Origin of the sequence: Paenibacillus sp. GYB004 (assembly GCF_036577605.1) — a bacterium.
GTDB classification, from domain to species: Bacteria; Bacillota; Bacilli; order Paenibacillales; family NBRC-103111; genus Paenibacillus_AB; species Paenibacillus_AB oceani.
The window spans coordinates 185562-197873 of the sequence record NZ_JARBDB010000072.1 but is presented as its reverse complement, the minus strand read 5'-3'; the positions used below and the strand labels follow the sequence as shown (position 1 = coordinate 197873).

Annotated in this window: 11 protein-coding genes and 1 riboswitch; of the genes, 7 read left to right on the top strand and 4 right to left on the bottom strand. The window is 50.0% G+C overall.

Annotation, left to right across the window (positions count from 1 at the left end; genetic code table 11):
- Positions 1-123: 123 nt before the first annotated feature.
- Both PV433_RS32985 and PV433_RS32980 read right to left on the bottom strand, forming a co-directional pair.
- Positions 124-663, bottom strand: a complete 540-nt coding sequence (locus PV433_RS32985; RefSeq protein ID WP_332076193.1) for a DUF420 domain-containing protein — start codon at positions 661-663, stop codon at positions 124-126.
- 188 nt (positions 664-851) lie between these two features.
- Positions 852-1730 (bottom strand): phytanoyl-CoA dioxygenase family protein, encoded by an 879-nt coding sequence (locus PV433_RS32980; RefSeq protein ID WP_332076192.1) that lies wholly within the window; start codon positions 1728-1730, stop codon positions 852-854.
- Positions 1731-1944: 214 nt separating this feature from the next.
- Here PV433_RS32980 and PV433_RS32975 point away from each other — a divergent pair, with 214 nt between their 5' ends.
- The 6 genes from PV433_RS32975 (at position 1945) to PV433_RS32950 (ending at position 7226) form a co-directional block, all read left to right on the top strand.
- Positions 1945-2820: an AraC family transcriptional regulator gene (locus tag PV433_RS32975; protein ID WP_332076191.1), complete on the top strand. Its 876-nt coding sequence runs from the start codon at positions 1945-1947 to the stop codon at positions 2818-2820.
- 1005 nt (positions 2821-3825) lie between these two features.
- On the top strand, positions 3826-4356 hold the full coding sequence (locus PV433_RS32970; RefSeq protein ID WP_332076190.1) for an accessory gene regulator ArgB-like protein: 531 nt from the start codon (positions 3826-3828) through the stop codon (positions 4354-4356).
- Positions 4353-4484: an AgrD family cyclic lactone autoinducer peptide gene (locus tag PV433_RS32965; protein WP_332076189.1), complete on the top strand. Its 132-nt coding sequence runs from the start codon at positions 4353-4355 to the stop codon at positions 4482-4484. Before PV433_RS32970 ends, PV433_RS32965 begins: the two co-directional genes overlap by 4 nt.
- A 76-nt stretch (positions 4485-4560) precedes the next feature.
- A complete protein-coding gene (locus PV433_RS32960; protein ID WP_332076188.1) occupies positions 4561-5265 on the top strand; it encodes a hypothetical protein in 705 nt (234 codons plus the stop codon).
- Between the two features lie 105 nt (positions 5266-5370).
- Positions 5371-6072, top strand: a complete 702-nt coding sequence (locus PV433_RS32955) for a hypothetical protein (protein ID WP_332076187.1) — start codon at positions 5371-5373, stop codon at positions 6070-6072.
- Between the two features lie 110 nt (positions 6073-6182).
- A riboswitch (cyclic di-AMP (ydaO/yuaA leader) is annotated at positions 6183-6328 on the top strand.
- A gap of 4 nt (positions 6329-6332) precedes the next feature.
- A complete protein-coding gene (locus PV433_RS32950) occupies positions 6333-7226 on the top strand; it encodes a C40 family peptidase (protein WP_332076186.1) in 894 nt (297 codons plus the stop codon).
- A 93-nt stretch (positions 7227-7319) separates the two neighbouring features.
- Here PV433_RS32950 and PV433_RS32945 read toward each other — a convergent pair whose 3' ends face one another.
- On the bottom strand, positions 7320-9554 hold the full coding sequence (locus PV433_RS32945) for a hypothetical protein (protein WP_332076185.1): 2235 nt from the start codon (positions 9552-9554) through the stop codon (positions 7320-7322).
- 38 nt (positions 9555-9592) lie between these two features.
- Positions 9593-10912 carry an ABC transporter substrate-binding protein gene (locus PV433_RS32940; protein WP_332076184.1) on the bottom strand — a complete coding sequence of 440 codons (1320 nt, stop codon included), beginning with the start codon at positions 10910-10912 and terminating at the stop codon, positions 9593-9595.
- Between the two features lie 337 nt (positions 10913-11249).
- On the opposite strand from PV433_RS32940, the gene PV433_RS32935 reads away from it, so the two are divergent.
- Entirely contained in the window at positions 11250-12239 is a 990-nt protein-coding gene (locus PV433_RS32935; RefSeq protein WP_332076183.1) for a LacI family DNA-binding transcriptional regulator, read from the top strand.
- The last annotated feature ends 73 nt before the right edge of the window (positions 12240-12312 follow it).

Here is a 12312-nt window from a genome sequence, read left to right as displayed (position 1 = left end):
CACACACTATTGTAAATAGTATAATATCATCTATTTCATAATATTATTGATGTTTGCATAAAAAAATCCCCCGTCGGATCGGTTAACGATCTGACGAAGGGATGGATTCTCCTACTCGCATATTCAATAATAAGGCGAAATCATCAAGTAGACGAGCACGCCCGTCAAGCTGACATACAGCCAGATCGGCATCGTCCATCGGGCCAGCTTGCGATGCTTCGGCACGTTCATCTGAAGTCCCCGGGCCAGCGTAAACAAAGCAAGGGGCACGATGACGGCGGCCAGTACGATATGAGTGATCAGGATGAAATAGTAGATGCCCGCCAGCATCCCGCTGCCGCCGTACGAAGTCGATTCGGACAAGGAGTGGTAGGTAAGATACGACACCAGGAAGAAGGCGGTCGATGTAAAAGCGGCAAATATAAAGTTGCGGTGCCAGACGATGTTTTTACGGATAATCATGATCAGCGCCAACACGAGAAATACGAAGGTGAACCCGTTCAGTATCGCGTTAAACTTGGGTAAATACGTGTAATCTTTACTGGCGTCGCCCATTTGCGGCATAAACAGCAAGGCGAGCACGATGCCGTTAATGATCACGGTCAAAGCGACGACGATAATCGTAATCAAGCGCTCCTGACCGGCGTTTTTCGATCGTTTCATGTCCGGGCTCCTTTCCAAGTGAGCGGTTCTGATGGCCGGTTACCGTTATCTTAAACTTGTGCCTGGACCGTGTCAACGACGCTTCTGTGAACGTTGGCGGGCTGCGAAAACAGCAAAGCTCCGGTCACCGCGAGGAGCGGCTGCCGGAGCTTAAGGATACCCGGGGCGTAGGGCGCGGCTTGCTGCCGTTACACCCGGTGGGCTTTTTGCGAAGGTTTCGCAAGCGCCTCTTTCCACATCGCGCGCCACGCTTCGTGGTCGTTCAGCACGCTCTCCGGACGACTGGCGCTGCGGGCGACGAACGAAGGATGGAAGTCGCGGCCGGAGGCGGCGCCGGTTTTGTGATACCTGAGGTCGAGCGACCAGCGCACGATATCCGAACGGTTGGACGTTCCCCGGTGCGGCGTATATTTGTTCATGATGACGATCCCGCCTTTACGGCACTCCGCGGTAATCGGCGGATCGGAAGGCAGCAGCTCCTTGACGATGGTGGTGCCGCCTTCGGCCTGATGCTTCAGATAGCCGCCTTTAAAAGCGCCGGGTATGATCTCCATGCAGCCGGTTTCCTTTGTCGCGTCGACCAGAGGGAGCCAGAACGTAATAATTTCGGACGCCTCCGAATCGGGGGACGTAACGGCGGCATCCTGATGCCAAGGGACGTTCTCCATGCCGGCTGACTGCTCGCCCTCGCCTTTCCAGGGCATCTTCGACCGCAAGTGCTGGATCGGATTGCAGGACAGCTCCCGTCCGAGCAAACATTCGGCGATATCGAGCAGCCGCTGATTGGTCAGAAAGGCGAACATCTCGCGCCCCAGCAGCTGCATAATGTCGAAGCCGCGGTTAATGTCCGGACATTGGGCATGCAGCAGGGCAAACCGGCGCTCGAACGGTTCGTTTTCATGCAGCTCCGTAATCCGCCCGTCCGCATGATAAGCACGCGCCCGTTCATCGATCAATCGTTCGATTTCGCGGATAACCGGCCCCAGATCGTCCTCTGTAAGCACATCCTCTACGATGACATAACCGTTGGTTTGAAAGTCGATGATTTGCTCAAGCGTTAACGCCATTCCGATTCCTCCTATAGGTGGTTCGTTTCCCCCTCAGTATAAAAAATCGGCCCGGTCTGTTGTAGGAACAATCTATCCCGGAACCTGCACGATATTATCCTGTCGGCTCTACCGTCCCGATTGCGGGCCAGTCTGGGAGGAAAACAGAACCGGTCATCGAAACTATACCTTACGCGAGTGCGGCCCAGACGAGCGCTGGAAAGGGGAGAGGCGGATGGAAGTCCGGCTGATGGCGGGCGGGAGATCTTATGGAATCGATCATGTGACGACGAACCTGATGAGCGGCCGGCACGATGTGAAAGGGGCGATGCATGCCCATCCCGTTTTTCATATCATGTATATTTTGGAGGGAAACGGCCTGTTTACGGTCGGGCAAACCTCCTCCGAGGTTGGGCCGGGCATGCTGTACATCGTCAATCCGAACGAGCCCCACCAGTTTCACTTCGGTACGCGTGGGCCGTTGCTGAATCTGGAGAGCACGTTCGTGCTGCGAGGGGCCGACGACGAGCCGGCGGAAGTGAATTTGTTCGACCTGATCGAGGAGAACCGGTCGATTCGCATCAGTGAATCACTGCGTTCCGCACCGCTTGACGTGCCGGCCCGATTCCGGCCGATGCTGGACGAAGGCTATCGGCGAATTCTCGATTTATACGACCTGCCGCAGCTTCGAGCCCATTTCGCCATTCAGGTGATCGATCTGCTCGCCAGGGTGGAAACGATTGTAGCCAACGCCGTACATGCGGAGAAAACAGTACATACCGCAGAAGATACGGTGGAGCGGGCCAAGCACTTCCTGCTGTCGAACCGCTACCGGCCGGTCACGCTCGGAGAAGCGGCGCAGTCGGTGCACGTAACGCCCAATTATTTGTGCCGGTTGTTTAAGGAGCATACGGGAGAGACGCCGATGGGCTATCTGCTGTCGGCGCGCATGCGAGAAGCGGGCAGCTTGCTTGCTCTGACCGATCTGCCGATCTATACGATCGCAGAGAAGCTGGGCTATGAGGAGCCTTCCTACTTCGCCAGACTGTTCCGGCGCGTGTACGGGGTATCTCCGCAGACTTACCGGCGGCGGCAGTTGTCGCCTTGCTAGACGGAGTAGAATAAGTGGGCAGTGCCGGATCGGAGTCTGGGGCGGTACTACGCCCTTGTGCCTAGGCCGTGGGAAGTGAAAAGATGGCTTGGAATGGGTGGGTGAAAATGCGGATTTTTGGTTAATAAGATAAAAAAAGAGCGAAAGAATGGGACGATCTAAACGAAGGTAACAAAGCCGGGCTATTTGGCTTATTTATTTGATAAAATTTGCATTGCAGAAAGAGGAGTTTTAGCGACTATTGTCGTATTAAATACGTAACATAGACAGAATTTGGGGTTGATCGACATCGAGTACACACAGCTGTTAGTAAAGCTGATTTTCGGGACGCTGGAGTTTTTTTCTATCGTAGTTTTATCGTTTGCCTTGTTCCGAATTCCGATTAGGTACAACATCCCTAAGATGGCGCTTATGTCGATGATCGTGACGTTGATTTCCTTATTCCAATGGTTTTACCTTGGAAAGGGAGATAGTGCGATGTTCTCAATAATAATAGCGTATACATTTCTCGTTTCATTTTTATTCAATATTCAATTGATGTTTTCTCTCGTTATATGTTTGCTTGGTTACATTGCATTTGGAGTTATTCAACTGTTGTTGATCCTCTTAATAACTTCATTGAACATTACCACTTCAGAAATGTTATTAAATTCTGTACTACATAGTGTACTTTTGCAAGTAGGAACAGCGATTGTAATTTTTTGTATAGCATTCTGGTTGTCGGTCAAGAAACTCGGTTTTGTTTTTTTTCGAAAGCGGATTACTTTCAACCAGAAGTACCGTACTCATAATATCTTTCTACTTTGCATACTCATTTTGGCTATCGGGGTTATACAACTAGCAGTTATATCATTTCAAGAAAATGCATCATTAATATATATATTGGTAGGATTGATACTAGTTTCGGCTTTGGGGCTTATAGTCACATATAAGAAGAATAAGAAAGAAATAGATGAAAAATATATTCGAAAAAAGACAGAATAAATCATATCGGAGAGATGAATTATGATCGAACGAATAGCGGGGCAGCTAGCCACTACAATAAAAACTGCTAATCCGGAACGAACATCGAGTGTAGAGGTCTTAAAATTCTCTCTCATTATAGTTTTGAATGCTATATCCATTGTGTTATTAACTATGGCTCTAGGATTAGTAACCGGAACCTTTTCAGAAACCTTATTAGTTTTAGGGGGATTTGCTTTCCTTCGTTTTTTCAGTGGTGGGCTGCATCTGTCTTCCTCGGAATGGTGTGTTGTTGTGTCGACCGCTGTTCTTGCTGTAATCCCCCATCTTCCGCTAGATAGCTATTCGGTATGGTTAAACGGGATTAGTCTTGCTATTATGTTATTTTTTGCTCCGGCAAAGGTTGAGGAACATCATCGAATTGCACAATCCAAAACTGTTACTTTCAAAATAATTTGCATTTGCATAGTTGCAAGCAACTTTGCTCTGGGTTCGGAAGTTTTGGCCAAAACTTTTTTTGTTCAATCCCTTCTATTACTACCATACAAAAAAAAGGAGGTGAAGTCTCAATGAAACGTTATGCTGCTCAAATGGCATCCGGATTTCTCACCATGTTCGCTTTCCTTTTTGTTACTCCGTTCTGTTCACTGTTTGTTCATAAGCCGGAAGTTCCTGCCGAATTGCTAAAGAAACAATCATAAGCGAAAGAATTCTACTACCCGGAACGATTGTTTCGGGTTTTTTGTTGAGTACAATAATGCAAAGGGGCATGTAGTTGTGTTGCAATTGGTAATAAAGTTTGTATTTGGGACGATTGAGTATTTCAGTCTTTGCCTGTTATCACTTTCGTTATTTCGTTTTCCAATCATTCAATGCTGGAAGAAAATTGCGTGTATTGCACTTATTGTGGAAGCCGTGTCGATTTATCAAAGGGAAGTGCTAATGATAAATCAACACTATGCGATGCTCGGAATGTTGATTGTTTATATATTACTCATTAATATCTTATTAAATATTCCGACATTTTTTGCTGTTATTATTTGCTTCTTTGGTTATGTAAGTTTTTCTATTGTGCAAGCACTTTTACTAATGACGGTGGATTATTTCCAATTTACAAGCTTTGAAAAACTGACCCACTCCTTAAAGGATATAGTGATAATGCAGCTAATAACAGCTGTGGTTAACTGTAGTCTGGTATATTGGATGAGCAATAGAAGGATAGGATTCGTATTTATTGAAAAACGTGTTGTTTTTAATACAGGGACTCGAATGGCTAACGTACTTTTATTGATCGTTTTGCTGCTTAGTTTTGGAGTAATTTTATTTGCGGTGGTAACTTTTTTTCAGAACGAATCTTTAATGTATGTATATCTAGGAATAATAATTCTAGCCATCATAGCCCTCTACATCACCTACCAAAAAAACAAAAAAGAACTGCTCGATCACTACAACCGCTTAAAGGATCGAAACCGCTCCATATAAGCGTTCGATAAGCTCGGTAAGTTTTTCGTCGGTTGATCTGCATAAAACGATGCATTGCTTAACCGAATCGAGCGTTAAGAGCTAAAAAAGGGGGAAGATGACGATTTGGAGTTATTGATTCGAATCTTTTTCGGAATCATAGAGTTTTACGGGTTATGTATCTTGACGTTCGCTATGTTCCGGTTGCCGGTTGCTGAGAATGGGTTGAGACTTTTAATCGTTGCCGTCGCCTTGGAAGCCGTGTCGGTTTATCAATTACATTACTTGGGCATGGCTCAATCTACAGCCTTTCTTTTCGTAATAGCCGCATACATTTTGCTGGTGAAATTTATTTTTAACATCCGCTTGATTTTCTCTGTCATGGTTTGTTTAGTTGGCTACTTAGGGATTGGAATTATCCAAACGGCCCTCGTCGTAGCTGCTCCCTTGCTACTAAATATATCCACGGAACAAATGGGGACTTCTCTTGTTATAGCGATGTCGTTCCAATTTGTAACATTTATTGTTAATATATCGATTGCGTATCTGTTAACAACAAGAAGAATCGGATTTATGTTTTTTGAAAAGCGGATTTCTCGCAACTTGGAAACCCGGGCGCAGGACATTTATTTACTTATTGTTCTAATATCGTGCCTAGGTGTTTTACAGCTTTTATTCATCTCTTTTAGTGAAAGTCAATCATTAGTGCATCTGTACGTGATTTACATCGCCTTGATCATCATAGCCCTCTACATCACCTACCAAAAAAACAAAAAAGAACTGCTCGACCACTACAATCGCTTAAAGGAAAGAAACCGCTCTATATAAGCGTTCGATCGGTTTTGTAAGTTTTTGTGGGTTGACCCGGCCGAAAACGGTATGCTACCCTTACCCCGAACCACTTACCCTTTTTTACCTGTTGTCAAACAGGGAGGAGGGGCCAAAATATGCCGAATCCGGATATACCGAATATCCGGTACGGGGGACGATTTACTTTGGGGTGAATGTTCGCGCTTTTGGCGGACAAGGGAGTTTCCTCTTCCCTAACCCGGCAGCTAACCTCGGAGGCGCCAGGAGGGAAAAACCGTTTGAAGCTTTTGATGAAAACCGTTGTTTTGTCGTGCGCTGTTTGGATGTCCGCCTCGGCTGTACATGGCGGAACGGCATCCGCGTCTACCCCGTCTGCAGACCAGAGCGTAAAGATCCAGCTTAACGATCAGCTGATCCCGTTTCCCGAAGCTCAACCTTACATAGACGACAAAGGGCAAACGTTCGTGCCGATCCGGCCTGTCCTCGAGTCGCTGGGCTACCAGATGGACTGGGAGATGGAGAACGGGCAAGTGGAAGTCACGGTGAAAGGCGATAAGCAGAAAACCGTCGAACTGACCACAGGAGTAAGCGAGGCCAAGCTAAACGGCAAGGCCGTACCGCTGACGAGCGGAGCATTGTTCCGGGACGGGACGGTATTTGTTCCGGTTCGATTCATATCGGAGTCGCTCGGGATTATGATGCAGTGGGATAACGATAACCGAATCGCAATTTTATGTCAGGACGGCCAGTACCACGCTCCGGCCTGGTATGCCCCTCCGGTTGTGCAGGCACTAGCCGCTGCGCCTGCGCCTTCCGTCGCCGACCGGATTACGGATACAGCGCAAAACATGCTGGGCATCCGGTATGTTTGGGGCGGCACGACACCGAGCGGATTCGATTGCTCGGGTTTTGTGAATTATGTATTTGACCAGTTCGGCGTCGATCTTCCCCGAACTTCCCGCGATATGTTCCACAACTCGGGTCAGCCGGTAACGGAACTGAAGAAGGGGGACCTGGTGTTTTTCAACATCGGCCGGGTGACGACGCATGTCGGCATTTATCTGGGCAACGACCAGTTCGTGTCGGCTACGACTTCCCGCGGAACCCGAATCGATTCATTAACGAGCTCCTACTGGGGGCCCAAATATGTCGGGGCCAAGCGTATTCTGTAACGAACCTGCGCGAGGACCTCAAACCGCATGGAAAAACCTCCAATACTCACATCCTAATCGGTGTGGGTACGGAGGTTATTTGTTTTGCCGGCGTCAAGCCAATTCGATTCCTGCAACGACATAAGTGCCGGATGGAATCGATGCGCCCGCTCCTATATCGACTTTGCTTACCAGAAGCACATCTCCGGCGTTGGCATACATGAGCTGGTTGGAGGGGCCCGGCGCATTCGTCGCATCCCAGGTTACGATTCTTTCGCCCGTTTCTATGCCTGTGGATGTATGACGGTACTGATTGGGCGCATGCAGCTCTGTAACGGTACCGTCCGGCCGGCGAATGGCGTATTTCCACTCCGCATAGTCGGTCGAGCTGCCGGTCACCCCGTCGTCCAGTGCCGCCGTAATCCGCAGGATCACGGTGGTCTTTTCGAACACTTTCACAGGCACCGCGGAATTGGACAGAGCCGGTACCCGGATCGGACTGGATAATGGCACACGCACCGCCTCAAACGTGCCGGTACCCGCCGAATCCCGCTGAACCAGTCGGGCGGGCTCCAGGCAATTCGTAATACGCACGCTCTCAGCCTTCACATCGCTGCCTTTACCGACCCGAAGCAGTCCTCGCGGACTGAGGGTGGAAAATAACGAGTCGGCAATCGTGACATTGGTCCAGCTGATCGGCAGCGTACAGTCTACCCCGTGTCTGGACACGCCCGAGAAATAGCTGTTCCGGACTATAATGTTCGATAACGCGTTGATCGAACGTGTGTACGAGTCCACCGTGACCAAGGTTGACACGGCATAACCGGAGGCGATTTCGTTGCGGATGTCGGTGTCGCCGGGGGCAAGCGCTCCGGGATGACGGTCCGCCAGGCTGATTCCGTCAAACGTAATATCTCGTATCGTACCGGAGGAATCCTTGTTTACCTGGGCCAGTAAAAGCATCGGCCAATCGGCGGCACCGGAGCGGGCCCGGACGATGCCCCGGATATTCGAGAACGCGACCCGTTCTACGGTGCAGCCGCCGCTGACCCGGATTTGAGTCAAGCCGATCCATTCCGCGCCGTCCACATCCCGCAGTTGAATGTCGTGGTACGTGATGTCGTAAATGTTCCCGCCCCGAAGCTCCGGGATCGAGGTAACCGAGTTGTTTGGCTTCAGTAGCGCCACGTATCCCGGTCGAATGAGTGTGCAGCCTCCAGCCGTACAGTTGTACACGTCTTCGCCCAGTTCCGTCCCTATGGACATCGGACCGGTCGTCGTATCATAGGTCCCGCCGATCACATGGACGTCGTGGGACTGGCCTCGGCCTTTCCGGGTCTTGATCACGATGCCGTCTTCGCGCACCGTATTCCGCAAGTCACAATTGACGAAGTAAATATGTTTGCCGTTCCAGATATGAATATTCGTCCGGTCCCGATACACGCAGTTGACGAACCAGTTGTTTTCCGGCTGCTGTTCAGCGGTCGGGCCTTCGCGAACGAACATCCAGGGGCTGACGGAACCGGTTGAATCGAAATGTACGACATTTTCCACCCGCAAATTTTTCACATTCAAGTCGAAATGGTAGTAGCTGATCGTCATGATCGAATCATGGCCGAACCGGAACGTACTTAGATGAATGTTCTCTTTCCGGGGAAGCCGGGCCCTGAAAATAAAGTTCGTAAATACCGTATTCGGCGTACCGGTCAGTTTCAAGTGATCCGGCAAGTCCGTCACCACGTAATCGTAGAACGACGAACGCGTCTCCAAATTGCCGTAGTAGGTTCCTGCAGGCACGAACAGTTCCGCCCCGATGGCCGCCGCCGCATTCATCGCCGCTTGCAGGGCAGCCAGGTTGGACGCGTTCATTCCTTCTTGAAACCCGAAATATTGCGGAAGCAAAGTGCCGTTCTCGATGATTCGAATCCACGCTCCCAGATTTCCGGTTTGTCCGGCAGGCGCCACATATAATCCTGATTGGGGATCAGCCGCGACGTTCACAGACAGATCGGCGGAACTCCATCGAAAGAAGCCGGCGCGGCCGGTCGACGTAATAACGGCGGTATCCCCGTCGCTCATGCCGCTCAAATCGCGCAAGTCGTCGATCGTATCCGCATTCGCCAGCTCCGTCAACAATCCGGCTCCGCTTCTTCTGTGCAAGCGCCCGGCAACGCCGGAACCGTTGCCCCTGCTGCCGGGCAATTCCGTGATCGGATCACCCAGAGCGTTTGCATACATTCCCCCGGCAGCCAGAGCCGCTCCCGCCAGACCGAGGGAGGTAATCAACTTGCGCCTGCTCATGCCTGCCATGGACGATTGGGGAGAGTCAGACAGCTTTTTATTGGACAAAAGGAACACGCTCCTTTATCGGAATCGCTTTCACGGCTTCATTTAGAAGCTTTTCTTATATCGTCAATGACTTTCTGGGCCGCCTCTTCGATTTTCCGGAAGGTTGTGTTGATATCCGCGGTCCCCATCGCCAGCGGGTTGGTCTGCGCCGTATAGGTGGGAACGAGATTCGCATCATAGGGGAGTCTGGGAGGAATCGGCGCGAATGTATTGAAATACAGCGCTTTGTAATTTTTATTCGGATACTCGGCTTCTTTGCCGATCTGTTGCCGGATGGACTCGTCGACAAGAACCGGCATATTGCCCTGTTTGGCGCTGGCGGTCTGGAACTCGACCGAGATTAATTGCATCAGCGCGTGAAAAGCCGCTTCGGGATTTTTGCTCAGACTCGTAACGCCGAAATATAACGGGTAAGCCTGCGAACCGATTCCGGGCAGTTCCTTGAAGGTCGGAAGGGACACCATATCGACATGATCCCAGTTGGCGTCTTTGATATCCCCGAAAATGTGAGAGGACAAGAAGGCCCACATCGCCACGTTTTGTTCCTTCGTAAAATTGTTCAGCGGAGGAACTTTTTTCAAGGACCGGTAGCCCTCATCCGCTGCAGGATCGATAAAGACCGTTTGAAAGAACTGTTTCCATTTGTCGTTTTTGTTGATGGTCGGAGCGCCTGTTGCAACGTCGATCGTAGGGAGCGAAAATTGATTAAGCCGCAAGATGTGCTGTGGAGAGGAGGCGAAGCCGTAGTACTGCTGGCCGTTATCGCTTCTCGTCAGTTTTTTGGCGATAGCGAGCATTTCCTCCCAGGTCATGCCGTCTTTCGGATAAGGCACTCCGAATTTATCGAAAATCGATTTGTTATAGTATAAAACCATATTAAACACGTTAACTGGAAGCGCATACATTTTTCCGTCGGAAACTTGTTTGATTGCTTCGATTACAGTCGGCTCGAATCGGTTCAAGTCGATCTTGTTGGTCTTGATCAGCTCGGTCATGTCGTATTGCAGATTATATTGGGATATCGAATATTCGTAGTTGCCGATCGTGTAATAGAGGAGGTCAATTTTCTCGCCTGTTGCGATTAACTCGGGCAGCGTCGAGCCTTGTTTGCTTTGAATGAATTTGAACGTATAGTGCGGCAGTTTTTTCTTCAAGTAATCGCCGTAGCGGGTGTTGAAGCTTTCTTCAGTAGCGCCGCTAGGGGAAAAGACGACCAGTTCCGCAGGAGCGTTCGGGTTAAATTGGTTTGCTGCGGGTTCTGTTGCCGCATCCTTTTTCCCGTTATCTCCGGAACAGGCGGCCGTAAAGGCCGATAGAGCGGTGAGTAAGGCAAGCGTCGTTACGACTTTTTTGGGCAATGGTACAACCTCCCTAATCATTTTAGAAATCGGTTTCTTTACTGAGAAACGAAACCTCCTTTCCTGAGATTGAGCGTAGGTCCTCTTGAGGAAAACTATACATGTATTCTTTATGTTTTTCAATATTTCATTTTGTTTCTTTTTATTTTCGTTAAATGAACGGCCGGCTTGATTCCTTATGAACGGTTTGGGGGATGAGTGGGGCTGGTCGAAGTGCAGTTGTTTATGGAGGTGCGTGGCAAGTAAGGAAAATTTTCTTTTTGTTTCCTTCCTGGATGTTTTTTTTCTTTTGCTGATGTATAGTAGATAGGTATAAAAGGAATAAAAGGTGATCCCAATGACCACGATCCGAGATATAGCGAAGGCAGCCAACGTTACGATCAGCACGGTTTCCAAAGCATTAAACCAGGAGGCCGGCGTCAGCGAACAGACCCGCCAAAAAATTCAGGCTATCGCTGAACAAATGAATTATGTAAAGCTTCCGTCCGCGAAGCGAGCGGCGGACCCGTCCCCCAAGTGCATCGGTCTCATTTGGTCTCAGGCGAATGGAGTTTCGTTTCCCCATACGGTCGGCACTTTGGAAAAAGAGGCGGGAAAGCTGGGGTATTCGATCGTAGTCTCCACAGCGGCTCCGGACAAAGCGCTCCATCATATGAACCGGCTGTCGATCCGGCATGTGGTGATCTGGGGGCTTCACAGCACGCTGCTGACACCGGATTTCCTCAACGAGCTGGAGTTATACAACGGGACTCTGCTGTCCTTGGGCGGGGTGCCGCTGGAGCAGGGCCGCTCGATCGCAATAGACCGGCAGGAAGCGATCCACAAAGCGGTCCGGTATTTGAGCGAGCTCGGGCACCGGTCGATCGTCTTTATCGGCGTCAAAAACGAAAAGCTGATCGGCTATACGCTGGGCATGTTGGATTGCAAGCTGGAGTACCGGCCCGAGCTTATCGTGATGGCGAGCAAATACAAGCCGTTCCCGGATGAATTACTGCTGGAGGCGTTACGGAATAAAGCAGGCTCGAAGCCTACTGCCGTGATCGTCGAATCTCACGGTACGTTGTGCCGGTTCGCCCGCTTCGCCAAAACATACGGCATCCGCATCCCGGACGATGTTTCCGTTGTATCCTATGATAATATTCCGGAGATGGGGGAGACGCTCGAGGTGCCTGTGACTACGGTTGGACCCGATCTGGAGTCGCTTGCCCGGACAACGATCGAACAGCTGCTGTCCCCCATATCGGAGAAAGAGGCATCCAGCGCCGTGTCGCTGGATATGGAGCTCATCGTTCGCGGTTCTACCGTCCCTCCGGCGGAGAATCGCTGAGCTTCCCATACAAAATCGATAAAAGGCCCAGCCGCTTTAACCGAGCGGAGGGCCTTTTGTCTGGAGTTGCGGT